Origin of the sequence: Andreprevotia chitinilytica DSM 18519 (assembly GCF_000711875.1) — a bacterium.
Taxonomy (GTDB): Bacteria; Pseudomonadota; Gammaproteobacteria; order Burkholderiales; family Chitinibacteraceae; genus Andreprevotia; species Andreprevotia chitinilytica.
This window is the reverse complement of record NZ_JONM01000004.1, coordinates 214,120-237,794: the sequence shown is the minus strand read 5'-3', so window position 1 is coordinate 237,794 and position 23,675 is coordinate 214,120. Positions and strand designations below refer to the sequence as shown.

The 23,675-nt window shown below is 61.2% G+C and carries 25 protein-coding genes and 1 other RNA gene; 18 read left to right on the top strand and 8 right to left on the bottom strand.

Features of this window, described 5'->3' with window-relative positions; all coding sequences use genetic code 11:
• Positions 1 to 85: 85 nt before the first annotated feature.
• Positions 86 to 592, bottom strand: coding sequence for a nucleoside 2-deoxyribosyltransferase (locus BR41_RS07725; RefSeq protein ID WP_035054777.1), 507 nt, complete (start codon positions 590 to 592; stop codon positions 86 to 88).
• Between the two features lie 133 nt (positions 593 to 725).
• Between BR41_RS07725 and BR41_RS24840 the strand changes: the two genes are divergently transcribed.
• The gene (locus tag BR41_RS24840) at positions 726 to 1,808 is read left to right on the top strand and encodes a methyl-accepting chemotaxis protein (protein WP_051710455.1); all 1,083 of its coding nucleotides are present in this window, start codon (positions 726 to 728) and stop codon (positions 1,806 to 1,808) included.
• Positions 1,809 to 1,886: 78 nt separating this feature from the next.
• Here the strand turns inward: BR41_RS24840 and parE are convergent, their stop codons facing one another.
• Complete coding sequence (gene parE, locus BR41_RS07715; RefSeq protein ID WP_035054775.1) at positions 1,887 to 3,860, bottom strand: DNA topoisomerase IV subunit B; 1,974 nt, start codon at positions 3,858 to 3,860, stop codon at positions 1,887 to 1,889.
• A gap of 179 nt (positions 3,861 to 4,039) precedes the next feature.
• On the opposite strand from parE, the gene BR41_RS07710 reads away from it, so the two are divergent.
• The 4 genes from BR41_RS07710 (at position 4,040) to BR41_RS07695 (ending at position 7,078) form a co-directional block, all read left to right on the top strand.
• Complete coding sequence (locus BR41_RS07710; protein ID WP_211251692.1) at positions 4,040 to 5,239, top strand: MFS transporter; 1,200 nt, start codon at positions 4,040 to 4,042, stop codon at positions 5,237 to 5,239.
• Positions 5,236 to 5,568, top strand: coding sequence for a cupin domain-containing protein (locus tag BR41_RS07705; protein ID WP_035054771.1), 333 nt, complete (start codon positions 5,236 to 5,238; stop codon positions 5,566 to 5,568). The genes BR41_RS07710 and BR41_RS07705 overlap by 4 nt, the downstream gene beginning before the upstream one ends.
• Positions 5,568 to 6,545 (top strand): GlxA family transcriptional regulator, encoded by a 978-nt coding sequence (locus BR41_RS07700; RefSeq protein ID WP_211251691.1) that lies wholly within the window; start codon positions 5,568 to 5,570, stop codon positions 6,543 to 6,545. The genes BR41_RS07705 and BR41_RS07700 overlap by 1 nt, the downstream gene beginning before the upstream one ends.
• A gap of 179 nt (positions 6,546 to 6,724) precedes the next feature.
• The gene (locus tag BR41_RS07695; RefSeq protein WP_035054767.1) at positions 6,725 to 7,078 is read left to right on the top strand and encodes a hypothetical protein; all 354 of its coding nucleotides are present in this window, start codon (positions 6,725 to 6,727) and stop codon (positions 7,076 to 7,078) included.
• Between the two features lie 94 nt (positions 7,079 to 7,172).
• Here the strand turns inward: BR41_RS07695 and BR41_RS25535 are convergent, their stop codons facing one another.
• Positions 7,173 to 8,156 carry an ATP-binding protein gene (locus BR41_RS25535; RefSeq protein ID WP_051710452.1) on the bottom strand — a complete coding sequence of 328 codons (984 nt, stop codon included), beginning with the start codon at positions 8,154 to 8,156 and terminating at the stop codon, positions 7,173 to 7,175.
• A gap of 178 nt (positions 8,157 to 8,334) precedes the next feature.
• On the opposite strand from BR41_RS25535, the gene BR41_RS07685 reads away from it, so the two are divergent.
• From BR41_RS07685 to BR41_RS07675, 3 genes are all read left to right on the top strand, one after another.
• Positions 8,335 to 9,372, top strand: coding sequence for a sensor histidine kinase (locus BR41_RS07685; RefSeq protein ID WP_156970602.1), 1,038 nt, complete (start codon positions 8,335 to 8,337; stop codon positions 9,370 to 9,372).
• Positions 9,338 to 10,093, top strand: coding sequence for a LytR/AlgR family response regulator transcription factor (locus BR41_RS07680; RefSeq protein ID WP_035054765.1), 756 nt, complete (start codon positions 9,338 to 9,340; stop codon positions 10,091 to 10,093). Before BR41_RS07685 ends, BR41_RS07680 begins: the two co-directional genes overlap by 35 nt.
• A 244-nt stretch (positions 10,094 to 10,337) precedes the next feature.
• Positions 10,338 to 10,781: a DUF2721 domain-containing protein gene (locus tag BR41_RS07675; protein ID WP_035054763.1), complete on the top strand. Its 444-nt coding sequence runs from the start codon at positions 10,338 to 10,340 to the stop codon at positions 10,779 to 10,781.
• Positions 10,782 to 10,821: 40 nt separating this feature from the next.
• Here BR41_RS07675 and rnpB read toward each other — a convergent pair.
• From rnpB to BR41_RS07660, 4 genes are all read right to left on the bottom strand, one after another.
• Positions 10,822 to 11,217, bottom strand: an RNA gene (rnpB, locus tag BR41_RS22795) — RNase P RNA component class A.
• Between the two features lie 10 nt (positions 11,218 to 11,227).
• Positions 11,228 to 11,722: a hypothetical protein gene (locus BR41_RS07670; protein ID WP_035054761.1), complete on the bottom strand. Its 495-nt coding sequence runs from the start codon at positions 11,720 to 11,722 to the stop codon at positions 11,228 to 11,230.
• Positions 11,719 to 12,753, bottom strand: a complete 1,035-nt coding sequence (pyrC, locus tag BR41_RS07665; protein WP_035054759.1) for a dihydroorotase — start codon at positions 12,751 to 12,753, stop codon at positions 11,719 to 11,721. The genes BR41_RS07670 and pyrC overlap by 4 nt, the downstream gene beginning before the upstream one ends.
• A 26-nt stretch (positions 12,754 to 12,779) precedes the next feature.
• Positions 12,780 to 13,007: a sulfurtransferase TusA family protein gene (locus BR41_RS07660; protein WP_035054757.1), complete on the bottom strand. Its 228-nt coding sequence runs from the start codon at positions 13,005 to 13,007 to the stop codon at positions 12,780 to 12,782.
• Positions 13,008 to 13,397: 390 nt separating this feature from the next.
• Here BR41_RS07660 and BR41_RS07655 point away from each other — a divergent pair, with 390 nt between their 5' ends.
• Positions 13,398 to 13,997 carry a CNP1-like family protein gene (locus tag BR41_RS07655; protein WP_035054755.1) on the top strand — a complete coding sequence of 200 codons (600 nt, stop codon included), beginning with the start codon at positions 13,398 to 13,400 and terminating at the stop codon, positions 13,995 to 13,997.
• Positions 13,998 to 14,072: 75 nt separating this feature from the next.
• On the opposite strand, the gene proB is transcribed toward BR41_RS07655, so the two are convergent.
• Positions 14,073 to 15,194, bottom strand: a complete 1,122-nt coding sequence (gene proB / locus BR41_RS07650) for a glutamate 5-kinase (protein WP_035054753.1) — start codon at positions 15,192 to 15,194, stop codon at positions 14,073 to 14,075.
• A 116-nt stretch (positions 15,195 to 15,310) separates the two neighbouring features.
• Between proB and msrQ the strand changes: the two genes are divergently transcribed.
• The 9 genes from msrQ (at position 15,311) to BR41_RS07605 (ending at position 23,258) form a co-directional block, all read left to right on the top strand.
• On the top strand, positions 15,311 to 15,946 hold the full coding sequence (msrQ, locus tag BR41_RS07645; RefSeq protein WP_084186912.1) for a protein-methionine-sulfoxide reductase heme-binding subunit MsrQ: 636 nt from the start codon (positions 15,311 to 15,313) through the stop codon (positions 15,944 to 15,946).
• 256 nt (positions 15,947 to 16,202) lie between these two features.
• On the top strand, positions 16,203 to 16,898 hold the full coding sequence (locus BR41_RS07640; RefSeq protein ID WP_035054751.1) for an ABC transporter ATP-binding protein: 696 nt from the start codon (positions 16,203 to 16,205) through the stop codon (positions 16,896 to 16,898).
• Positions 16,895 to 18,286, top strand: a complete 1,392-nt coding sequence (locus BR41_RS07635) for an ABC transporter permease (protein ID WP_035054749.1) — start codon at positions 16,895 to 16,897, stop codon at positions 18,284 to 18,286. Before BR41_RS07640 ends, BR41_RS07635 begins: the two co-directional genes overlap by 4 nt.
• Before the next feature lie 139 nt (positions 18,287 to 18,425).
• A complete protein-coding gene (locus BR41_RS07630; protein ID WP_035054747.1) occupies positions 18,426 to 19,190 on the top strand; it encodes an outer membrane lipoprotein-sorting protein in 765 nt (254 codons plus the stop codon).
• A gap of 145 nt (positions 19,191 to 19,335) precedes the next feature.
• Positions 19,336 to 20,580 (top strand): hypothetical protein, encoded by a 1,245-nt coding sequence (locus BR41_RS07625; protein WP_035054745.1) that lies wholly within the window; start codon positions 19,336 to 19,338, stop codon positions 20,578 to 20,580.
• 241 nt (positions 20,581 to 20,821) lie between these two features.
• Complete coding sequence (locus tag BR41_RS07620) at positions 20,822 to 22,105, top strand: HAD family hydrolase (protein WP_035054743.1); 1,284 nt, start codon at positions 20,822 to 20,824, stop codon at positions 22,103 to 22,105.
• A 108-nt stretch (positions 22,106 to 22,213) separates the two neighbouring features.
• Entirely contained in the window at positions 22,214 to 22,552 is a 339-nt protein-coding gene (locus BR41_RS07615; RefSeq protein ID WP_051710449.1) for a DUF2845 domain-containing protein, read from the top strand.
• Positions 22,553 to 22,577: 25 nt separating this feature from the next.
• Positions 22,578 to 22,904: a DUF2845 domain-containing protein gene (locus BR41_RS07610; RefSeq protein WP_051710446.1), complete on the top strand. Its 327-nt coding sequence runs from the start codon at positions 22,578 to 22,580 to the stop codon at positions 22,902 to 22,904.
• A 24-nt stretch (positions 22,905 to 22,928) separates the two neighbouring features.
• Entirely contained in the window at positions 22,929 to 23,258 is a 330-nt protein-coding gene (locus BR41_RS07605) for a DUF2845 domain-containing protein (RefSeq protein WP_035054741.1), read from the top strand.
• Positions 23,259 to 23,675: the final 417 nt, after the last annotated feature.

Sequence of the window (23,675 nt, the reverse complement as noted above, 5' to 3'; positions counted from 1 at the left end):
TCAGTTGGTGCGGATTGTAACGAGGTTCTATGTCTAAGCTGCTTTAAAAATTGGCGAGTGGGCCATTTTTGAAAACAGCGATGTTTCACGTGAAACATTGCGCAAATTGAGCGACGGCCGCCTCTGGCTCATCAGCGTAAACCACACCGGCGGCGGCTTCCCACAACATCAGGTTAAGCGGTGCTGCGAAATCTTCGACGGCGTTGCCAGCTATATCCTGGCCGGAGCCAACGCGGGCGATCAGGTCTTGCCCCTGCAATTCTGTCGGCAGGCATAGCCACACGGGTTTGCCGAGCGCTTGGGCATAACCGACTTCAAATGCGGTGCCGCTGTCTGGCTCGCTCTGGCTGCGAAAGGCGCGCAGATCGGCGAGCACGGCGTCGGCTTGGCGAATCAGTTTGCAGTTGGCATTGAAGATCCAGCGGCGCTGCTCGGGTTTGGTCAGACCAGCTGGCACTCCCCCATCCAGCGGGTAGAGTCCGCGCCAGCCGTGGGCGATGCAAGCGGCTTGCAGGCGGTTGCCCCAATCCAATGCATCAGGGCGGAAGACGCCGGGGCCAGCCAAGTAGACGTAGGGATAGAGCGATGCCATCGGGATATTCGGCAGGCAGGAACAAACGGCCTTCCACTATACTTGGAGCCGGAAAAATGATCAGCCAGCCGTTTCCCAGCGGTGGCATATAACGACGAGAGCGCCCGTGTCGCGACACGAACATCAACGCCAGATGCTGGAAGCCAAGCTGCATGCGCTGCAAGACGAGAATGATCGCTTGCTGGCGCAAGTGGCGCGGCACGACCGCGATACCCACTTCCTGGAAATGCTCGACCGGCAGCTGAATCAACATCTGCTGACGGTGGGTGGGCAATACCGCGATATCTTTGCGCAGCTCTCCGGCTCGGGCGCGACCTTTGCGCAATTGGTCGCCAGCAGCGCCGAGCTGAACGCCGATTTCGCGTCGGAGCGGGAAGCAGCGCTCACCACGGCACAACTGGCGGAGACCACCCAACAGCAAGCGCAGGTGTTGGTGGCTAGCTTGTCTACCCTCTCGTCTACCGCGCAGGCATCCGCTCATGCAGTCGATCAGCTGGATAGCCGCTCGGGCGAGATCGTCAATTTCGTCCGGCTGATTCAGGAAATTGCCAAACAGACGAATCTGCTAGCGCTGAATGCCGCCATCGAAGCGGCACGCGCGGGTGAAGCTGGTCGCGGTTTTGCCGTGGTTGCCGACGAGGTACGCAAACTGGCGGAGCGCACCAATGGCGCGGCGACTGAGATTGCCGTGATCGTGGATGCGATTCGCGATAGCACCCACGTTGCGCGGGAAACCATGCAAACCCTGGCTGATGAAGCCGCGCAGCGCAGCGAGGATGGCAATGCCGCCGCCGCCCAACTTGGCGCGGTCGGCGACGGTGCCGCTGATCTCGCCCGCCGCATCGGTCATCATGGTCAAAAGCAGTTTTTCGAGCTGGGCAAGCTGGAGTTGCAGCGCTACAAGGCCAGCGTCTATCAGCGGGTGTTCGGTGCGGGTGAGATGAGTGTCGAGATGGCGCTGAATGGTCTGGCAGAGGGCGAGCTAGGCCGCTGGCTCAGCGATGCGGAAGTAAAGGCCCATCATGGCCGACAAAAGAGTTTTGGCGCGCTGGATGCCGCTTTGCGCAGCTATAGCCAGCAAGCGGCAGATGCAATCAAGGCGGTCGATGCCAAGGTGCTGGCATCGGTGGCGGCGGCGGTGCAAAAGATGGAAAGCGCCAGCCAGTCCGCGCTGACCGCGCTCGATACCTTGGCTGGGGAAATCGGCGGCGCTTAGCCGCATTGCGCTGCTCAGTCGCGAAGTCATCGGCGCGATGTTTCACGTGAAACATCGCGCCGATGATCAGAGGTCGGATCAGAGATCGGCTTCTACTTCATTGCCACGTGCTTCCAGCCAAGCGCGGCGGCTGCTGGCCTCGCCCTTGCCCATCAGCATGTTCATCAGGTCTTTGGTGTTGGCGGAGACATCATCCGGAATGCCGACGCGCAATACGCGGCGGGTGTCCGGGTTCATGGTGGTGTCGAACAACTGCTCGGCATTCATCTCGCCCAAGCCTTTGAAGCGGGAAATACCCCACGCGCCTTCACGGACTTTCTCGGCCCGCAGCTTGTCGAGGATCGCAGTCAGTTCGCCATCGTCCAAGGCGTAGAACTTGCGCGGCGGCTTGTTCTTGCCGCTGCCGGCGATATCGACGCGGAACAGCGGTGGCTGCGCGACGAAGATGTGGCCGGCGCGGATCAGGCCGGGGAAGTGGCGATAGAACAGCGTGAGCAGCAGCACCTGGATGTGCGAGCCGTCGACGTCAGCATCGGACATGATGATCAGCTTGCCGTAACGCAGGCCGGAGAGGTCCGGCGTGTCGTTCGGGCCGTGCGGATCGACGCCCAAGGCGACGGCAATATCGTGCACTTCGTTGTTGGCGAAAATCTGATCCTTGTCGACTTCCCAGGTATTCAGCACCTTGCCGCGCAACGGCAGGATGGCCTGGAAATCCTTGTCGCGGCCGAGCTTGGCCGAGCCGCCAGCCGAATCACCCTCGACCAGGAACAGCTCGCAGCGCTCGGATTCATCGCTGGCGCAATCGGTGAGTTTGCCGGGCAAAACGGCCACGCCGGACGACTTTTTCTTCTCGACCTTCTGCGCATTCTTTGCGCGGCTTTGTGCGGCGCGGATCGCCAGCTCGGCGAGTTTCTTGCCCAGCTCGACGTGTTCATTCAGCCACAATTCGAACGGCGATTTCACCATTGCGGACACGAGCTTGAGACCATCGCGGCTGGTCAGTTTGTCCTTGGTCTGGCCCTGGAATTGCGGATCGAGCACCTTGGCCGAAAGCACGAAGGAGCAGCGGCCGAACAAGTCTTCCGGCAGCACCTTCACACCCTTGGGCAGCAGGCTGTGGAATTCGATAAAGGTCTTTACCGCTTGGAACACGCCATCGCGCAGGCCGGATTCATGCGTGCCGCCAGCGGGAGTCGGAATCAGGTTCACATAAGATTCGCGGTTGACGAGGCCGTCTTCGGTCCACGACAACGCCCAGGCACAGCCTTCGCCTTTGGAGAAGGTTTCGTCGATGCCGTCGATGTATTTCTCGCCGGTCAGGATCGGCGTGATCGGCGTATAGCCGGCAATCTGCTCGGCCAGATAACCGGTCAGGCCATCCGGGTAGCACCATTCCTTGCGCACGAATTCGCCGCTGGCGGTTTCGATATCCAATGTGACGATCAAGCCCGGCAGCAGCACCGCCTTGGATTTGAGCAGGTGTTCCAGATCGCCTTGCGGGATGTTCGGCGCATCGAAGTACTTCGGATCGGGCCGGACGGTGACAGTGGTGCCGGTGTCTTTCTTGGCGCAGCTGCCGATCACCACCAGTGGTTCACGCACTTCGCCATCGCCGAACACGATGCGATTGATCTCGCCGTCCCGCTTCACTTCCACCTGCAGCAGCGTGGAGAGCGCATTGGTCACCGAAACGCCAACGCCGTGCAGACCGCCGGAGAACGCGTAGGCGCCGCCATCTTTCTTGTCGAATTTGCCACCGGCGTGCAGTTGGGTGAACACCACCTGCACCGTCGGCACGCCTTCTTCCGGGTGGATACCGACTGGAATACCGCGGCCGTTATCGACCACTTTCATTGATTGGTCGCGGTAGAGGGTGACGGCAATCGTCTTGGCAAAACCGCCGAGCGCTTCGTCGGCGGCGTTGTCGATCACTTCCTGGCAGATGTGCAGCGGGTTATCGGTGCGGGTGTACATGCCCGGACGGTGCCGGACCGGGTCGAGGCCCTTGAGGACTTTGACGGCGGCTTCGTCGTAACGAGGTGTGCTCATAGGTTTCACGTGGAACGTTGGAACTTGGGGATGCGCCGAGTCTAGCAACTCGAACCGCTTTCCCCAACAGGGATTCGCATTGGCAGAATTTGATCGTGAATTGGCATTGCTGCCAAAGCGCTTGATGCAATACTTCACCGATCACTCACTCAGCAATGCAATCCGCCCGGAGTAAACGCATGGACCCAACCCCTGCCCGCCGCAACATCCGCATCCTGGCCGCCTGCCAGGCTTTGTACACCGCCGCCATTTCCATCGATCTCACCTTGACCGGTCTGGCTGGTTACACCTTGGCCCGAGACAAGGCGCTGGCGACGCTGCCATTCTCGCTGATCATCGTGGCGGCCATGGTGACGTCGCTGGTGTCGCCGCATTGGCAACAGAAAGTGGGCCGGCGCATTGGCTTTGCTACGGGTGCTGGCGTTGGCGCATTTGGTGCTGCGCTGTCGGTGCTCGCCATGTTCCGCCACGATTTCTGGCTGTTCTGCGTTGGCACGGCCTGCATCGGCGTATTCCAGGCGTTTGCCGGCTATTACCGGCTGGCCGCGGCGGACAATGTGGATGCGCCTGCCAAGAGCCGCGCCATTGCCACCGTGCTCACCGGCGGCGTGCTGGCTGCCATCTGTGGCCCCTTGCTGGCGCGCTGGTCGCAAGGCTGGATACCGGGCGTGGCATTTGCCGGTGCGTATGGCCTGGCCTGCTTGTTCGGCATCGCATCGCTGGCCCTGCTGCTGATGTACCGGAATACGCCGCCGCACCAAGAGGCGCGGCAAGCGCAAGAACCGGCGCGGCCGTTGCGCGAGATCGTTACCCAGCCGGTCTTCATCGCCGCCTTGGCTAACAACCTGATCGCCTACGCCGTGATGATCTGCATGATGACCGCCACGCCGCTGGCGATGATCGCCTGTGGCTATGGCATCAACGACGGAGCCGGTGTGATCCAGTGGCACATGCTGGGCATGTTCGCGCCATCGTTCCTGTCTGGTTGGCTGATCTCGCGCTTCGGCCCGGCATCGGTCGCGCTGACCGGGGCTGGCCTGATCGCGGTGAGTTCGGTCGTCGGCCAAACATCCAGCGCGCTGCCGTATTTCTACGTGTCCCTAATGTTGTTGGGTTTGGGCTGGAACTTCATGTTCGTCGCCGGCACGACCTTGCTCGCGCAGTCATATCGCCCGCGAGAGCGTGCCAAGACCCAAAGCTCCGCCGAGTTCACCACCAGTGCCTGCTCGGCCTTGGCCTCGCTCGCCGCTGCACCGCTGGTGCAGCATCTGGGCTGGGCGACATTGAATGCTGCCGCATTGCCGCTGCTGCTGCTGCCGGTTCTGGCGACACTGTATTGGCGCTTCGGTCAGCGCAAGCCGGCCGAGGTGGCGGCATGAAAACGCGGGCGATCCGGTCCCGCGAGTTCGTTGCCGATAGAGCGTGGGGCGCGTTGCCGTTGGCGGCCTTTGACAGTGCCAGCACCGTGCGGCTGCATTGGACCGATGCGCCTTATCACTGGCATGTGAATGATGGCGACGAGGTCTTCGCGGTGCTCGATGGTACGGTCAATATGGTTTGGATTGAGAGTGGGCGCGACGGCAATATCGAACGGGAAACGCGGCTGGAAGTCGGCGATGTGTTCTGCGCTGCGGCGGGGACGGCGCATGTGGCGCACCCAGTCGGCGTGGCGCGGATTCTGGTGGTGGAACGTGCCGGGAGCGAATGATGGCCAAGCGAATCGTGTTCCTGCTGTATGACGATGTGAACGTGCTCGATGTGGCCGGTCCGGTCGAGGTGTTCTCGCAGCCCTGCCGCAACCGTGTGCCGGGCACGCTGGAGCCCTACCAGATCACGCTGGTGTCGGCAGCGGGTGGGCCGGTGCGGACGTCCTCCGGCGTAACGATGTGGACCGAGCCAATGGCCGCGTTGGTCGGTGAGCGCATCGACACGCTGATCGTGCCCGGGGGCGTTGAAGCGATGTCAGCGGTGGCGAATGTCGCCAAGACAGTCTTATCGCTGGCACCGCAGGCGCGGCGCATTGCATCGGTCTGCACCGGCGCCATCATCCTGGCGACTGCCGGGCTGTTGGCGGGCCGGCGCGCTACCACGCACTGGCGCTATGTCGGCCATTTATCCGCTGCTGATGCGACGGTGCAGATCGAGAACGACGCCATCTATGTGCAGGATGGGCCCATCTGGACCTCGGCCGGCATCTCCGCCGGCATCGATCTCACGCTGGCGCTGGTCGAAGAAGATCTGGGCCATGCCGCGGTGATGGAAATCGCCCGGCAGATGGTCGTATTCATCAAACGGCCGGGCGGGCAATCGCAGTTCAGTGCCCCGCTGTTGGCTCAAGCCAGCGATGCCGAATTTGCCGATTTGCATGCGTGGATCGCCGTTCACCTGATGGAGGATTTGCGCGTGGAGCGATTGGCGGAGCGTGTGCACATGAGCCCGCGCAGCTTTGCCCGCCACTACGCGGCCAGAACCGGCATGACACCGGCACGAGCGGTGGAAACATTGCGGCTAGAGGCGGCCTGCCAACGGCTGACCGAAACGGAAGCATCGCTAAAACGTATCGCAGCCGCTTGCGGGTTTGGCGATGAACAAACGCTGCGCCGGGTGTTCCAGCGCAAGCTGGGTTTGAATCCGCTGCAATATCGCGAGCGTTTTGGTCTGCGTGGTACGGCCGACGTTGCTTGAGCGTTGGTTGAGGTTTTGTCCCCTCACCCTCGCGTGCAAGGCTTTGCCTCGCACGCGAGGGTGAGGGGAGTACTTGCTTGCAAGCGGATGAAAAGATGTCGGTAATTATCACGTGCAACCCACCCCGGATTGCACAGTCCATCGAAAGTCTTTTAAGAACATTCTTAGGAACTTTGCCGATGGAAAAGCTCGCATCCGCGATTGGCTGGCCCACGTTGCAAGCCGTTATCGACGACTTCATCTCTACCCTGCGCCAACATCCCCTGCTCGCCTCCGTGCTGCACAAGCTGCAGGAGCACGACAACTGGCGAACCCGTTTGGCTGCCTTCTGGCACGCGGTACTCGATGGTGAAAGCTATCGCGTGCCGTCGCTGTGCGTGCCGTCGACCAACCCGATCCGACCATCGCAATGGCGTGCCCTGGGGGTGCTGTTCCGCCGCGCCATCAGCCGGCATGTGCCCGAATATCTGGCTGCTTCATGGCGGCAGCGGCTCGATTGGTTCGGGCAGTCGTTGCCGATGGTCAGGGCTTAGCTGCTCCCATAGCCCGGACGACTTGTCGGCCGGGAGCTGACGGTGGATGCGTCACAATCCCGGCCGATTAAACCCGTCCGGGCTACGGGGGACGTTACAGCGCTCGCCGGTACTGGATCGCTTCGGCGATATGGTGGCTGCTGACGGTGTCACTGCCAGCCAGATCGGCGATCGTGCGCGCAACTTTCAATACCCGGTGATAGGCGCGGGCGGAGAGGCCGAGCTTGGCGAGCGCCGTTTGCAGCAGGGCGCGGCCGGCGTCATCCGGCGCGCAGTGGGTATCGATCTCGGCTGCATTGAGCGCGGCATTCGCCTTGCCCTGCCGCCGCCGCGCATGACCGTGCGCGGTATCGGCCCGTTGGCGCACCGCATCGCTGGATTCCGCCCGGGTTGAACTCAGCAGCGCGCTATCCGGTAGCGCCGGCACCTCGACCAGCAGGTCAATGCGATCAAGAAACGGGCCAGAAAGCTTGCCGCGATAACGCGCTACTTGATCCGGCGTGCAGCGACAAGCGCGGGTGCCGTGACCGAGGTAGCCACACGGGCATGGATTCATCGCCGCAACGAGCTGGAAACGGGCTGGGAACTCCACTGCCCGTGCTGCACGGCTGATGTGGATTGCGCCGTTTTCCAGCGGCTCACGCAGCACTTCCAATACCTTGCGATCGAACTCGTACTGGGATGTTCTCATGTTGTTCTGATATTTCTCATGTTGCCGGCTTGGGTTGCCGCCATTGATGGACGAAAAGTAATTTGGAGTTGTAGCTTGACCGTTTTCGACCAACCACATCCGATCGGCACTATTCATTGCGGTGTCTGGGCTTCGGCCGAAGCGGAGCTTGGCTACAGACATGAAAAGTGGCCGGTCATAGAGGAAATCGGACACCGGACTCAGGTGAAGACCAACATCCGGACTCAGCGGGGCTGAACGCGCACGCTCGCGGCTTTCCTTGACCTCGGCTTCGGGCAGCCCGACCAGCGTGCAGGCCGGCAAGCCGTTGGCGAGGTGAACTTCGACCGCGACCGGCAATGCGGCGAGGCCGACGAGGGCGCGGCTATGAACAATGGCAAGCGACATGAAAGCATCCAGTGGTAATTGGCATGGATTTCATGACTGTCGCCTGTTTGTCTGGTGATGGGGTATTCGGGATGTCCCATGCAGTGTGGACGGAACTGTGACAAATATGACAACAGAATTCGAGAAGGCCGTCAGCTTGGTTATAGTGTAAGTCCCTGACTGGCCATTTGGATGTGTCTTGAAGCGCCCCACCGTCGACGATGAGCTGCCCGATTTCCGCAATCTTGGCGTGCTGCTGCACGCCTTGGTCTATGCCCATTTGCTGCTGGTGATGTATACCTTGCCGAGCTTGCAGAGCTGGCGCGCCTGGAGCACGGCGATGACTGAGGATTCGCTGTGGCTGGAGATGACCCTGTTGCCGTCGCTGGCGGTACTGGCGGTCATTGCGCCGTGGTTATCGCGGCTGCAATACCGTTTGGGCATCCCGCTGGTGTGTGTGATTGTGCTGGCCTGTAATTATCTGGGCCAGAAGCTGTTGCAGCCGTTCTCTGCTGATACGCATGCCCGCTTTGCGCCGGAGTTGATGTGCTTGCTGGCGACGCTGGCTTTTCTGGGGGTGTTGCGCTTGCGCCAGCGTGCGTTGTCTCCAAGGTTGTCCGAGGCGCGGCTATCGGCATTGCAGGCGCGTATCCGGCCGCATTTCTTCTTCAACAGCCTGAATGCGGTGCTATCGCTGATCCGTAACGAGCCGGCCAAGGCCGAGCAGGCGCTGCAGGATATTGCCGACCTGTTTCGCGTGGTGATGCAGGACAACCGCCGGCTTTCCAGGCTGGCGCGGGAAGTCGAGCTGGCCGAGCACTACATCAATATCGAAACATTGCGCCTGGGTGATCGGCTGCGCGTGGAGTGGCATACCGAACAGATGCCGGGCGATGCCGCTGTGCCGCCCTTGATGCTGCAGCCGCTGATCGAGAATGCCGTCTACTATGGAATCGAGCCATCCATCGACCCCGGGCCAATCCAGGTGAATATCTTTCGCACACGAAACGACGTCCATATCGATGTAAAGAACCCACCAATGCCGGAGGGTTTCGTGCGCACGCAACGGGGCAATGGCATGGCGCTCGACAATATCCGTGAGCGTCTCTTGTTGCATTTCGACGCCGAAGCCAGCCTTACCACTCAGGCCACGAGCGACTATTATCAAGTACATATCGTGGTTCCCTACCGGGAGATTCTGCATGACGACGCCGCTGCGCCTTTTTCTCGTCGATGATGAACTGCCTGCCCTGAAGCGGCTGCAGGACGTGCTCGCCGACTGTGCAGACATTTGCCCGCACGACATCGTGGGTACCGCCACCAATGGTATTTCGGCCTTGGGCCAATTGGCCGAAGCCGATGCCGATGCGGCCATCATCGATATCCAGATGCCGCAAATGAGCGGCATCGAACTGGCGCGTGAGTTGCAGCATCTATCGCAACCGCCGGCCGTGATCTTCGCTACCGCTTTCGAGGAATACGGCGTGGCGGCGTTTGAAGTCCGCGCCGTCGATTACCTGCTCAAGCCTATCCGCAGGGAGCGCCTGATCGATGCGCTCAACCGCGTGCGCGATGCACGTTCGGCCAAACGCGAAGCGGCGCCAGCGCAAAATGCCCGCAGCCATTTCAGCGTGACCGAACGCGGCCGCGTGCATTTGATTCCGGTCTCGGAAGCGCGCTATCTGAAGGCCGAACAGAAATACATCACGCTGCGCACCCGTGAGCGCGAATATTTGCTGGAAGACTCGCTGACCCGGCTGGAAGAAGAGTTTGGCAGCCGCTTCCTGAGGATCCATCGCAATTGTCTCGTCTGCACCGACTCACTGACCGGTTTCGAGAAACTGCCGGCCAACGGGGGCGAAACGCATTGGGTGGCGGTTATCCGCGATATTCCGGAGAAACTTGCCGTCAGCCGTCGCCAGCAGCATGTGATCAAGGATTTCAAGAAACACGTGTAGTTGTAGCCACCCACAAAGCCAAGCCCTGCTGCCGGCGTTGTGCTTGCCGTACCGCTTCCATTTGCGCTTCGCATGCCTTGCCAGAGCTGCTTTGTGGGCGGATACATGACGGGTCATATGCCGGGGGCGATTGGTCCAAAACCCGACCAGCAGGGAATTTGCATGTGTCATGAAAACGGGTGCGTCGCTAGAATGGCGGCCCGTCCGGTTTCCGGTTTTTCAAATCCCGCGCAGGTAGTCAACCATGCCCGCTGACCCCCAGTTCGGTCTGAGCACACCCTCGCTGCTCTTTCCCGCCATCTCGCTCTTGATGCTGGCGTACACCAATCGCTTTCTGGCGTTGTCCACCATCATCCGCCAGCTCTACGACACGCATCGGCAAGACCCGCACGAGAATCTGCTGCGCCAGCTGGGCAACTTGAGAAAACGGGTCCAGCTGATTCGCGGTATGCAGGCGGCCGGCGTGCTGAGCCTGCTGTGCTGCATTGTTTCGATGATCCTGGTGTTCGCCGATGACCCGTACCACGGCTACCTCGTGTTCGGGGCGAGCCTGGTGCTGATGGTGGTGTCCTTGTTGCTGTGTCTGGCCGAGGTGCTGATTTCCGATGCTGCGCTCAATATCCTGTTGTCGAACATTGAGGTCGATCTGCGGAAGGACGACAGCGGCTATACCAGCCACCGGAAATGAAAAACGGACGCCCACTGAGGGGGCGTCCGTTTAAATGGAAGTGCGAAGCAGGCCTGTAAGCCGGGTTCTGTGCGGTTGGCGAACCTCCCGCGACCGTCATTCCTCTAGGCGTACCGTTACCAGCACGCTCCAGCAACCTACCCGCAGGCTCGACGAGCCGTTTCAACGCCTGCTGCTTGGTCTTGCTCCGGATGGGGTTTAGCCTGCCGTCCGTGTTGCCACGTCCGCGGTGGGCTCTTACCCCACCTTTTCACCCTTACCTGATCCCACACTCACGTTAATAAGTGCGGGCCATCGGCGGTTCTGCTCTCTGTTCCACTTTCCGTCGGCTCACGCCGCCCGGCCGTTAGCCGGCATCCTGCTCTATGGAGCCCGGACTTTCCTCCCCTCCCAAATGAGTTGCCTCAAAGGGAGCAGCGACGATCCGGCCTGCTTCGCGGGGTGGATTATCCGGCCTCGAGCACCGCTTCGGCAAATGGCAATTGGCTAACGGTCGCCAAATTGCGTGCGAGTGCCTGGGCTTGCATCACGCCATCGTCGGTGGCGCGAAAGTGAGCGAACACGAAGCGGACGTCTTTTTCGCCTTCGAACACCACCCACACGCTATCGCGGCCGATCACGTTCGGCTCCTGTTCCAGCCGGATGACGTTGAAATCGGAGAGCGGTAGTTTTTCGCGTTTGAGCGTGATTAATCCAACCAGCGTCCAGCGCCGCTCCAGCGTTGTGCCATCGCAGGCTTGCTCGGCGGGTACGGCCCAAATCACGGCCGCAAGGATCACCATGCCGTACCAGAACAGTCCGAAAAAGCCGTGCTGGAAGGTGGTGCCGGCGATCAGTGGCCAGCCCCACAACGCGGCGGCGACAATGATCACGGCGCAAAGCCACCACAGCGGACGGAAGGCTCCGGAAAAGCGTAATTCGCGGGTGTCGGTTTTGCTCAAAGCAACCGCCACGACAGCGTTTCGCCGGCGCGCAATGGCACCACGTTGTGTTCGCCGAATGGGTAGCTGGCTGGCACCGACCAGTCTTCTTTCACCAGCGTGACCGTGCCGGTGTTGCGTGGCAGGCGGTAGAAATCCGGGCCGTTGAAGCTCGCGAAGGCTTCCAGTTTGTCGAGTGCGCCGGCCGCTTCGAATGCTTCGGCGTAGAACGCCAATGCGCCGTGTGCGGAATAGATACCGGCACAGCCACAGGCGGCTTCCTTGGTGTGTTGCGCATGCGGCGCGCTGTCGGTGCCGAGGAAGAATTTCTTGCTGCCGGAGGCCACAGCCGCCACCAGTGCACGACGGTGTTCTTCGCGCTTGAGCACGGGCAGGCAGTAGTGATGCGGGCGGATGCCGCCCTGGAACAGCGCATTGCGATTCATCAGCAAGTGCTGCGGTGTGATCGTCGCGCCAATGTTGTCGCCGGCTTCTTGCACGAACTGTGCGGCTTGCTTGGTGGTGATGTGCTCGAACACGACACGCAACGTCGGCAGCCGTTGCAGCAGCGGTGCCATCACGCGGTCGATGAACGCGGCTTCACGATCGAATACATCCACCGTCGGGTCGGTCACTTCACCGTGGACGAGGAACGGCAGGCCGATCTCGGTCATTTTTTCCAGCGTCGGCATTACGCCGTCGAGTTCGGCCACACCGGCTTCGGAGTTGGTGGTCGCGCCCGCTGGATAGAACTTCACGGCCTGCACGAAACCGGATTCTTTCGCTTTCACCACTTCGGCCGGCGTCAGGCCGCCCGTGAGATACAGCGTCATCAGGGGCTGAAAATCGCTGCCGGTTGGCCGGGCTGAGAGAATGCGGTCGCGGTAGGCTGCGGCCAGGTCGACATTCGAAACTGGCGGCTTGAGATTGGGCATGACGATGGCGCGGGCGAATTCGCGGGCGGTATGCGGCAGCACGGATGCCATCAGCGCGCCGTCGCGCAGGTGCAGATGCCAGTCGTCCGGGCGGGTAATGGTGAGGGTCTGGGACATGGATGAACTCAAATGGGCTTGGTGTTTCAGCGTTTTTTGATGATGAAATGGAATTTGCCGTTGTTGGCTGTCGATTCGACCAGCTCGTGACCGGTCTGGCGGCAGAACGCGGCGAAATCAGTCGGCGTGGCCGGGTCGGTGCAAGTGGTTGCCAGCATTTGCCCACTTTGCAGCTGAGCCAGCGCCTTTTTGGCGCGCAGGATGGGCAAGGGGCAATTGAGGCCGGAGAGGTCAATGGTGAGATCGGCAAGCATGGAGCGGTTCCGCGGGGAGTCATTGCCATTTTACGCTGCTTGCTACAAACATTAGGCTCTGTTGACGTAGGTTTTGTGGTCGCGCGGCGCCGAATTTTGAGGTCAATCAAGGCATAAGGCGCGCCGCATAACCGGTTATGTCAGCGACTTATTACGCAGAGTGACCTCAAAAGGCGGCTTCGCCCGAAGGGTTTGCCCGGATTTGGGCCTCTTGCGGTGTTGAAAGCCGCTTGCGTAATCCATTACGCTGCACGTCTTTCGTCTGGCAATAGGCCCAAATCCGGGCAAACGCGATCCACAAAACCTACGTCAACAGAGCCTGAGTACCTGATTGCGCCGGCTTGCCGGATAATGGCGGCGATGAATTGGACTGATTGAATGGAGCACACGATGAAACGATGGCTTATCGCCGGCCTGTTGATGGTCAGCCCGGTACTTGCATTGGCTGAAGGCGGCTCCGGCGCGACCGGCGTGAATGGCCCGTCGGATACCGGCGGGACTGGCAGTGGCGGTTTGAAGGATCTGATTTTTGGCACCGATAAAGGCGTGCCGGACGAAAAGCCGTTCACCAAGCCGGATCTGAAAACGCTCAAGCAATGGGCGCCGTTCCGCGTGAACTATACCTCGCGTCAGAACGTGTTCGAGCTGGCGCTCGATTCGCTGGCCCTCGGCGAAGACAAGATCATCCGCTATGCAGTGTCGGTATCGGTCAAAGACAGCAAGGTGCGCAACATCCGCTATGAAGGCATCGCTTGCGACAACAACCAGTACCGCGTCTATGCCTATGGCAACCCGGACGGCACGTGGGCCGAGGCGGAACAGACCTGGAAACCGGTGCTGGTTTCGCAAACACGTAACGCCTATCAAGGCGCGTTGTATGACGAGTTTTGCGGCCTGACCGGTGTGAAAAAGGTTGCTGACATCGTCAAGGGCTTCGATGCCGATGTGAAGGCCACTCCGACTCGCGGTGAAGGCGGCAACGGCAAGTAAGCTGCCGCTGCGCATTAACTGTAGCCCGGATGGAGCAGATTCCGGCCGGGCTACTTCCAGGCCAGCAACCGTTGGCTAAATCACCACCAGATTGTCACGATGAATCAGCTCCGGCTCGTCGATATAGCCGAGTGCGGCTTCGATCTGGCCGGTGGGCAGGCGGATGATTTTCTTCGCATCCTGGCTGGAATAGTTGACGATGCCGCGCGCGATTTCGATGCCATCGGGGCCGCCGCAACGCACCACGTCGCCACGCTGGAATTCGCCTTCGATGGTCACCACGCCAATTGGCAACAGGCTGGATCCCTTCTCCAGCAGCGCGCGCACCGCGCCGGCATCCAGCACCAGCCGGCCGGCGATCTGCAGGTGATCGGCAATCCACTGCTTCTTGGCTGCCAGCGGCGAGGTTTGTGCAATCAGTTGCGTGCCGATGGCTTCACCCTTGGCGAGCCGGGTCAGCACGTGGGGTTCGCGCCCGCTGGCGATCACGGTGGCCGCACCGCTACGGGCCGCACGCTTGGCGGCGATGACCTTGGTGAACATCCCGCCGGTGCCGACGCTGGACCCCGCCCCGCCCGCCATCGCTTCCAGTTCCGCCGTGCCCGCCACTGCTTCCTGAATCAGTTTCGCGTTCGGGTCTTTGCGTGGGTCGGCGGTGAACAAGCCCTGCTGGTCGGTCAGGATGATCAGCGCATCGCCTTCGATCAGATTGGTCACCAGCGCACCGAGCGTATCGTTGTCGCCGAACTTGATCTCGGCGGTGACCACCGTGTCGTTCTCGTTGATGATCGGGATCACGCCCAGATTCAACAGGGTCAGCAGGGTCGAGCGCGCATTCAGATAACGCGTGCGGTCGGCCATGTCTTCGTGGGTGAGTAGCACCTGCGCCGTTTTCAGGCCATGCGCGCGAAAGGCGGATTCGTAGGCTTGGCACAAACCCATCTGGCCGACGGCTGCTGCTGCTTGTTTCTCATGGATTGCCGATGGCTTCTCGGTCCAGCCCAGCCGGGCCACCCCTTCTGCCACCGCGCCGGACGACACCAGCACCACATCCTTGCCCATGTGCTTGAGTTCGGCGATCTCCGCCGCCCAGCGGGCGAGCGCCGCGTGATCGAGGCCGCGACCTTCGTTGGTGACGAGGCTGGAACCGACTTTGACGACGATGCGATGAGCGGGCTGGACGATGCTGACGGGCATGGGACTATCCTTATGAACGGCGGCCATTATATCGCTGTCAGATCAGACGGACTTGCCCGACTAAGCAGCAGAAGCAGGCAGGCATCCTCCTGCCACACGGAACGCGACCTCAATCCATGTCCATCAAAACCCTGAAAATCATCGTCTTCATCATCTGCCTGTATCCGCTGGCGCGGATGGGCTTTCTCGTCATGCGCGAAGTCGATCCGATCGCCTTCCTGCTGCACTCGACCGGCCGTTGGGCGCTAACCGGGTTGCTGATCACGCTATCGATCTCGCCATTGCGCCAATACACCGGCCGCGCCGAGTTGCTGCGCTTTCGTCGCATGCTCGGGCTGTACGCCTTCTTCTATGCGGTGCTGCACTTCTGTATCTATCTCGGCCTGGATCGGCAGCTGGATTTGTCGACCATCGGCAAGGACATCATCAAGCGGCCGTATATCACCGTCGGGTTTACCGCGCTGATGCTGTTGATTCCGCTGGCGGTCACGTCGACCGACAACATGATGCGCAAGCTCAAGCGCAACTGGGCGCGGTTGCATCGTCTGGTGTATCTGATTGCGCCACTGGGTGTGCTGCATTTTTACTGGCTGGTGAAGCGCGATGTGACCGTGCCGGTGATCTACGGCGTGCTACTCACAGTGCTGCTGCTGTGGCGCGTGGCCCGCTGGTACAAGCGGCGGCGGGCGGCTGAGGGGGTGATGAAGGCTCCCAGCTCGGCCAAGGCGGTTGAATCCGCCAACCGGGCTTGAAGCGCGCATTTCGTAGCCCGGATGGCTTCGCCAGCCGGGGGCGCTGTGTGAATAAAGCGCGACCGGAGTTGTTCTTCTCATCTGCCCATCCCGGCCGGCAAAGCCGTCCGGGCTACGGAGCCCGCTCGACTTTCGGCTAGTTGATTCATCGCTTACCCAAGCAGTTCATCCTCCCTCACCGCAGCTTATCGCAATGTCATAAGACTGGATTGGCGCGGCCTTATATTGACCTCACTCCCAAACCGACGAGGTCAGCATGAACCCGGTCATTCTCAACAAGGTCGCCAAGCACTACCGGCTGGATTCGGTCGATGTGCCCGCATTGGCCGACATCAATCTGGAAATCCACCCGCAGCGCTTCACGGTCTTGTCTGGCCCGTCCGGCAGCGGCAAGACCACGCTGCTGAACCTGATCGGCTGCGTCGACCGGCCGGATAGCGGCGAGATCATCGTCGCCGGCGAGCCGGTGCTGGCGCTCAAGGACGACGCACTGTCGGATTTCCGTGCCCGCCGTATCGGCTTCATCTTCCAGAACTTCAACCTGCTGCCGGTGCTGTCGGCGTATGAAAACGTCGAATACCCGCTGCTGCTCAACAAAACGCCGCCCAAGCAACGGCGCGAGCGTGTGCTGAGCCTGCTCGATGCGGTGGGCTTGGCCGATCGGGCACGCAACCGCCCCGGTCAGCTCTCCGGCGGCCAGCGCCAGCGCGTCGCCATTGCTCGCGCGCTAGCCACCGAGCCGACACTGGTGCTGGCGGATGAGCCGACCGCGAACCTCGACAGCCATACCGGTGACGCCATCATCCAGCTGATGCGCAAGATGCAGCGCGAGCTGAAAGTCACCTTCGTGTTCTCGTCGCACGATCCGCAAGTGTTGGCCGAGGCCGACGATGTGGTGAGCATTCGCGATGGCCGTATTACTGAAATCCGCCGCCAGGAGGATGTGCAATGAACACCTTCAAACTCGCCCTGCGCAACCTGCTGCGCAATCACCGCCGCTCGCTGACCACCCTGCTTGCCATGACCATTGGCGCGGTATCGATCCTGTTGTTCGGCGGTTACGCCCGCAACATCAACTACGGCCTGCAGACTGGCTATGTGCAGCACAGCGGGCATCTGCAGATTCAGCACAAGGATTACTTTCTCTATGGCAGCGGCAACCCGGCCGCCTATGGCATTCGTAATTACCAGCACGTGATCGAGGTGGTGAAGAACGACCCGGTATTGGCGCCGATGCTGACGGTAGTGACGCCTGTGCTGAGTCTGGGCGGCATCGGCGGCAATTTCGCGGCAGGTGTATCGCGCACTGTCGTTGGCAGCGGTGTGCTGGTCGACGACCAGAACCGCATGCGCTTATGGAACGACTACGACTTCCCGCTACACCCGAAGAAGCTCGCGCTGACCGGCACCGCGCCCGATTCCGCCGTGATCGGCACTGGTGTGGCCCGCGTGTTGCAACTGTGCGGCCCGCTCAAGGTGAAGAACTGCCCGCAAGCGCAGGTTGCCGTCGCCAGTGGCGCAGATGCGCCCAGCGATATCGCCGCCCTATCCGATCAGGAGCGGGTGCAAGATGCCGCACCGACCGATACCAGCCCGCGCATCGAGTTGCTGGCAGCCAATGCGCACGGCGCGCCGAACGTCGCCTCACTCAAGGTGGTTAAGGCTGAAAGCCAGGGCGTCAAAGAGTTCGACGACCTCTACGTCGGGCTGCACCTGCCGCAGGCGCAACGTCTGGTCTACGGTGCAGAACAGCCGCAGGCGACCGCGATTGCGATCCAGCTCAAGCACACCAGCCAGATTCCCGCCGCCACGGCCCGGCTCGATGCCTTGCTTGGCACCACGCTGAAAAGCGAACCGCTGGAAGTGCACGACTACGCCACGCTCAACCCGAGCTATGGCCAGATCACCGGCATGTTCAGCGCGATCTTCGGTTTCATCGCGATCCTGATCGGCGCCATCGTGCTGTTCACGGTCGGCAATACCATGAGCATGGCGGTGGTCGAGCGCACGGTTGAAATCGGCACCCTGCGTGCCATCGGTTTGCGGCGGGGCGGTATCCGTCGCTTGTTCGTCACCGAAGGATTGCTGCTTGGCGCGATTGGCGCGGTGCTCGGTGTGCTGGTCTCGCTGGCGCTGGCCTACCTTGTCAACCACGGCGGCCTGACCTGGACCCCGCCGGGCAATTCCGACCCGGTGCCGCTGACGGTGCGCGTGTGGGGCGAGGTGCCGATGATTATCGGGACAGCGATTGGCTTGATGGTGGTGGCGGTCATTTCGGCTTGGTGGCCGGCACGGCGGGCGGCGAAGCTGGAGATCGTCGAGGCGCTACGGCACGTGTGATCTTTGTTCCCCCTTTTTGAAGGGGGGCTAGGGGGGATTTCTGCGGCATTTCAAATTGCAATGACGTCGAAATCCCCCTCCATCCCCCTTCATAAAGGGGGAAGCGAAAATCCAAAGCGTTCTTAATGAAGGAACCATCATGTTGAAAACACTAACTGCCATCGCGGCATTCATCGCAACAACGGCGTACGCAGCACCCAACGCCCAACAACTTCTGGCCGCGACCGACGCCATCCGCAACCCGGACAAACCGTTCTCGCTCACGACCACGCTGATCGAGTATCGCAACGGCAAGCAGACCGATGCCAACACGCTGGCGGTGTACTCGAAGGCCGACAAGGTGGGCGGCGAGTTCCGTAGCCTGATCCGCTTCGTCGCCCCGGCGCGGGATGCCGGCAAATTGATGCTCAAGAGCGGCAACGACTTGTGGTTTTTCGATCCGTCCACCAAGGCCAGCATCCGCATCTCGCCGCAGCAGCGCTTGCTGGGGCAGGCCGCCAACGGTGACGTGGTAACGGTGAATCTGGCCAAGGATTATCACGCCGAACTGGATGGCGAAGAGGACGTGCAGGACGGTGAGCGCCAGCCGCACCATGCCTACAAGCTCGCCCTCGCCGCCGCCAGCGCGGACGTGACGTACCACAAGATCGAGATGTGGGTGGACGCGAAGAGCACCTGGCCGATCAAGGCCAAGTTCTACGCCGAGAGCGGCCGGCTGCTGAAAACTGCCTATTACCGCCGCTTCGAGACCCAGCTTGGCGTCACCCGGCCGACCGAAACCGTGATCATCGACGGGCTCGACCCGAACTGGGTCACGGTGATGCGCTTTGCTGACTATGGCTACCGCGATATTCCGGATAGCTGGATGCAAAGAGATTACCTGCCACGCTTCAAGCCGGAGTGAGCATCCGGCGGCTGCGCTTGCCTGACTCTGCGTCACGCGGTGCTCGCAATCCTCACGTACCAATCGTACGTTCCGGTTGCTGTGCTCCGGGTTCCTTGATTCAGGCGGCGCTCGCTCGCCGGCTGTCGGTGACCAAGGATTCATCATGCATATTGTTGTACTGAGCTTTCTCTTTGCTTCCGCATTCGCAACCGCTGCTGGCGATGCCGACCTCGACGCCCTGTCACTGGCCGATCAACCCGCCCCTGCCGCCGAAAAGTCCTCCGACTGGCGCTTCTTCGTTGAAGGTGCGGCCGGGTATGCGCCACTGCGCAATGGCGGCGCAACCCGCAGCGAGCGCTTGTCCGGCAGTGTGCAGCTCGATACCCGGCTCTCACCGGATTGGCGGCTGGTGTTCGCCGATCGGCTGGATCAGAACTGGCAAGCCAGCTTCGATAACGGCCGCGCCACCAACACCATCAAGGACGCTTATCTCAGCTGGCAGGCATCGCCGGAGCGCAGTCTGGACTTGGGACGCATCAACACCCATTACGGCGTGGCGATGGGCTACAACCCGACGGATTTCTTCCGTGCCAACGCCATTCGGGTGCGCGTCTCGGAAGACCCGGGCAGCCTGCGCGAGAACCGGCAAGGCAGCGTGATGCTGCGGGGCCAGCAGCTGTGGGATGGCGGAGCGCTCACGCTGCTCTACTCGCCCAAGCTGGCCGAGCACGCCAACGATGGCAGTTTCAACCCGGATTGGGGCGCGACCAATGGCACGGATCGTTGGCTGGCTTCGCTATCGACCCGGCTGAGCGATGATTTCAACCCGGAATGGCTTGTCTACCGCGAGGCCGGTCATGAGCCGCAGCTCGGCGCGAACATCACCGTGTTGCTGAGTGCGGCGACGGTGGCGCATCTGGAGTGGTCCGGCGGGCGGGCGTCGTCTCTGCTTGGGCAGCTCAACGGCATTGACGACGTGGCATGGCGTAACCGCTGGGCGCTTGGTGCAACGTACACGACCTCGTTCAAGCTCTCGCTGACTGCCGAATATGATTACAACGGCGCCGGGCTGGACTCCGCTGGCTGGCAAGCCTTGCAGGTGGGTGCGCCACAGCAATACGGCCTCTATCGTGGCGGGGTACAACGGCTGCAGGAACAACCCACCCGCAGCGAATGGTTTTTCCGTGCCGCCTGGCAGGATGCCCTGATCACCCATCTCGACCTGACCGCCATGCTGCGTCGTAACGGCGAAGACGCCAGCCGCATGCACTGGTTCGAAGCGCGTTATCACTGGGACAAGACCGATGTCGCGCTGCAGTGGCAACTCAATCAGGGCGATGCGGGCAGCGAATATGGTGCGGCATCGCAGCGGCAGATCTGGCAGGCGGTGCTGACGCGCTATTTCTAGTGCGCGAATTCGCCCGCGAATCCAGATTGCTTACCACACCCACTGATTTGTCGTCAGTCGGGAGACAAGCAGCTGTGTTGTTTGGCATGATTCGTGCGATTCTGCCCGAGCCTGCTGCCTTGGCCGCCATGACGAGCCCTCTTGGGCCGCCAATCGCACATCGCCTACGTGTCGAGTGCGGGGCAATCACGCTGCTTACTCCCCAGCGCCGCAAAGGCGCATTTTGTTAATGAGAAATGCCATGCAACGTCGCCAGTTCCTGAATACCCTCGCCGCCGTGTCGGCCACCAGCCTGTTGGGCGCACGCGCAGTCGAAGCTGCCACCGCACCCACGCCGCCGATCCTGCCAACCCCGCTTGATCCGGCCAGATGGTCGGCACTGAACGCCAAGCGCATCCAGTCGGTGCTCGATCAATACGGCGTCAACAGCAAGGCCTACCGGGCGAACAAACGGCCGTACGCGGTGTTCGACTGGGACAACACCTGCATCATGAACGACTGCGAAGAAGCGTTGTTGATGTACCAGATCAACCATCTGCAATACAAACTGACGCCGGACGAATTCGCCGCCGTGCTGCGCCAGGACGTGCCGGCTGGGCCGTTCAAGGCCGATTACGTTACGGTGGATGGCAAGCCGGTGAAGATGGAAGACATCGCCGCCGATGTCGAGGCCAACTACCGCTGGCTGTATGCCAACTATCAGGGCCTCGCGGGCAGCAAGAGCCTGGATGAGGTGCAGGCCAGCGATCAGTTCAAGGACTTCCGCGCCAAGCTTTACTTCATGTACGACGCGATCTGCGACAGCCATCCGCTCGAGATCGGCTACAAGTGGATCATCTATTTCTACAAGAACATGACCCCGGCCGAATTGCAGGCGATGGCCGAGGCCTCCAACAACAACGGCATCGGCGACGCACTGCGCAAGGTGAAGTACGAAAGCCCGAAGACGCTCCCGGGCAAGGCGGGTGTGGTGGTGGCCAGCCATTTCCACGGCCTGCGCATCCATGAGGAGATTCGCGGTCTGATGCACACGCTGCGCGCCAATGGCATCGATGTGTACGTCAGCACGGCATCGATCGACGACGTGGTGCGCGTATTCGCCGGCAATGCCAACTATGGCTACTGCGTACCGCCGGAAAACGTCATCGGCCTGCGGTTGGAGATGCAGGACGGCAAATACCTCAATCGCTACAAGGCTGGCTGGCACTTCAACTGGGGGCCGGGCAAGACCATCGGCATCCGTAATGAACTGGCGTCGAAAAAAGGCTATGGCCCGGTGCTGGTGGCGGGCGACAGCGATGGCGACGCATGGATGCTGCGCGATTTCGACGACACCGCTGTCGGCCTGATCGTCAACCGCATGAAAAAGGGCGAGATCGGCGCGGATAGCAAGAAAGCGGCGGAAGAACTCGGCCAGCCCAATGCCCGTTTCATCCTGCAAGGGCGCGACGAACATACTGGTTTGATGCTGCCGGATGAGAAGTCGCTCAAGTACGGCAAGAGCGAGCGCAAGCTGCTGGCGTGATCGGCCCTGGTCCATGGCGCATTGCCGGCCATGGGCTAGTGCCGCTGGTGAAGCGGCCCGTCTCGGCGTAGAACAAAGATATCAATTGCCCGTTTCAGGGTGCCCATCATGACGCTTCACCTCGTTTTTGCCGCTTGCATCGCCAGCCTCTCGCTGCCCGCCTATGGCGAATCGCTGCGTTGTGGCGGGGCGGTGATCGATACCGGCGATCTGATTTCGCGGGTGCGTGATAAATGCGGCGAACCCGAGCGGGTGGACATCCGTCGCTCGCCCGAATACGACGTGTATTACTGGTATGACCGGCACCATCGCCGGCATAGCCGCGTTGGCGGCAGCGGCGAGGTGCAAGTCTGGATCTACAATTTCGGCTCGACTCAGTTCATGAACCGGCTCACCTTCGTGAACGGCGAGTTATCGCAAATCGATACTTTGGATTACGGGCATTGATGCGTCCGCCCGATCAGGAGATTTCATGAGTCTGAATCACGTACTGCTGAGTGTGCTGCTGGCGGCGGTGTTGCCGTCCGCATTGGCGGATACCTTGCGTTGCGCTGGTGGCTTGGTTCATACCGGCGATGTGAAGCAAATCGCACGCGCCAAGTGTGGCGAGCCAGCCAGCCAGGATCGGTACGAGGTGACGGACGACACGCAGGCGCAACGCCAGGATGCCAGCGCGCCGCGTGATGTCGTGGTCAAGGACGTGTGGGTGTATGACTTCGGCCGGGACAAGCTCGGCGCGCAGCTGACTTTTGTCAACGGCAAGCTCAAGCAGATCGATACCCTCGGCTATGGGCATTGATCTGTCGGCCCTGAGAAGCGCGTAATGCCGATCCGCATCGGTTTGCTCTTGGTCATCGTTGCGCCCTCGGTGCTGGCTGATACGCTGCGCTGCTCCGGCGGCGTAGTCGATACCGATGACCTGAAATACACCGTGCGCGCCAAATGTGGCGAACCAGCCAGTCTGGAACGATATTCAGCCCCGGAATTCGGTGCGGCGTATTGGTGGGAGCGGCGCAAGAGCGAGCTTGATCCGGCGGATATCGGCATCAGGGAAGTCTGGGTCTATGACTTCGGGCCGAACAAGCTGGGCGCGCGGCTGACGTTTATTAATGGTCAGCTCACGCAGATTGAGACGCTGGGGTATGGGCGGTAGCGAGGGCGCTGCTACCGGTTATGCGCTGGGGTTTATGTTCCTGCGGTACGGATAAAAGCGTTACAGCGCGTTCCGCCGCGCGGACGGGTTAAGGGGCTTGTCTCGCCAAGCCCCTTAACAATCCCAAGGCGACCCTGCAAAAGCGTCTGGCGCAAGCGCCTGATCCCCCCGCCAGCCAGCCCGTCACGGGCGGGAATCGAAAACTCGGGCCAAGGCCCTCAAACACTCGATCCCCGAAAACCCCGCGCCGGTCTGGCTGGCGGGGCGCTTTTGAAAGGGGGGCAAACCATCTACTCCCCGACCCTCTCCTTGAAGGAGAGAGTGACTTGGCTTGATGCGGCAGTGTTTCAAGTTGAGCTGCACTGCCCGGTTTTCTCCCCTCGCCCGTTTACGGGAGAGGGGCCGGGGGTGAGGGCA

Bases quoted from the DNA above. Each gene is read 5' to 3' on its own strand.
- BR41_RS07725 (WP_035054777.1), bottom strand. From the start codon at position 592: ATGGCATCGCTCTATCCCTACGTCTACTTGGCTGGCCCCGGCGTCTTC.
- BR41_RS24840 (WP_051710455.1), top strand. From the start codon at position 726: ATGCTGGAAGCCAAGCTGCATGCGCTGCAAGACGAGAATGATCGCTTG.
- parE (WP_035054775.1), bottom strand. From the start codon at position 3,860: ATGAGCACACCTCGTTACGACGAAGCCGCCGTCAAAGTCCTCAAGGGC.
- BR41_RS07710 (WP_211251692.1), top strand. From the start codon at position 4,040: ATGGACCCAACCCCTGCCCGCCGCAACATCCGCATCCTGGCCGCCTGC.
- BR41_RS07705 (WP_035054771.1), top strand. From the start codon at position 5,236: ATGAAAACGCGGGCGATCCGGTCCCGCGAGTTCGTTGCCGATAGAGCG.
- BR41_RS07700 (WP_211251691.1), top strand. From the start codon at position 5,568: ATGGCCAAGCGAATCGTGTTCCTGCTGTATGACGATGTGAACGTGCTC.
- BR41_RS07695 (WP_035054767.1), top strand. From the start codon at position 6,725: ATGGAAAAGCTCGCATCCGCGATTGGCTGGCCCACGTTGCAAGCCGTT.
- BR41_RS25535 (WP_051710452.1), bottom strand. From the start codon at position 8,156: ATGTCGCTTGCCATTGTTCATAGCCGCGCCCTCGTCGGCCTCGCCGCA.
- BR41_RS07680 (WP_035054765.1), top strand. From the start codon at position 9,338: ATGACGACGCCGCTGCGCCTTTTTCTCGTCGATGATGAACTGCCTGCC.
- BR41_RS07675 (WP_035054763.1), top strand. From the start codon at position 10,338: ATGCCCGCTGACCCCCAGTTCGGTCTGAGCACACCCTCGCTGCTCTTT.
- pyrC (WP_035054759.1), bottom strand. From the start codon at position 12,753: ATGTCCCAGACCCTCACCATTACCCGCCCGGACGACTGGCATCTGCAC.
- BR41_RS07660 (WP_035054757.1), bottom strand. From the start codon at position 13,007: ATGCTTGCCGATCTCACCATTGACCTCTCCGGCCTCAATTGCCCCTTG.
- BR41_RS07655 (WP_035054755.1), top strand. From the start codon at position 13,398: ATGAAACGATGGCTTATCGCCGGCCTGTTGATGGTCAGCCCGGTACTT.
- proB (WP_035054753.1), bottom strand. From the start codon at position 15,194: ATGCCCGTCAGCATCGTCCAGCCCGCTCATCGCATCGTCGTCAAAGTC.
- msrQ (WP_084186912.1), top strand. From the start codon at position 15,311: ATGTCCATCAAAACCCTGAAAATCATCGTCTTCATCATCTGCCTGTAT.
- BR41_RS07640 (WP_035054751.1), top strand. From the start codon at position 16,203: ATGAACCCGGTCATTCTCAACAAGGTCGCCAAGCACTACCGGCTGGAT.
- BR41_RS07635 (WP_035054749.1), top strand. From the start codon at position 16,895: ATGAACACCTTCAAACTCGCCCTGCGCAACCTGCTGCGCAATCACCGC.
- BR41_RS07630 (WP_035054747.1), top strand. From the start codon at position 18,426: ATGTTGAAAACACTAACTGCCATCGCGGCATTCATCGCAACAACGGCG.
- BR41_RS07625 (WP_035054745.1), top strand. From the start codon at position 19,336: ATGCATATTGTTGTACTGAGCTTTCTCTTTGCTTCCGCATTCGCAACC.
- BR41_RS07620 (WP_035054743.1), top strand. From the start codon at position 20,822: ATGCAACGTCGCCAGTTCCTGAATACCCTCGCCGCCGTGTCGGCCACC.
- BR41_RS07615 (WP_051710449.1), top strand. From the start codon at position 22,214: ATGACGCTTCACCTCGTTTTTGCCGCTTGCATCGCCAGCCTCTCGCTG.
- BR41_RS07610 (WP_051710446.1), top strand. From the start codon at position 22,578: ATGAGTCTGAATCACGTACTGCTGAGTGTGCTGCTGGCGGCGGTGTTG.
- BR41_RS07605 (WP_035054741.1), top strand. From the start codon at position 22,929: ATGCCGATCCGCATCGGTTTGCTCTTGGTCATCGTTGCGCCCTCGGTG.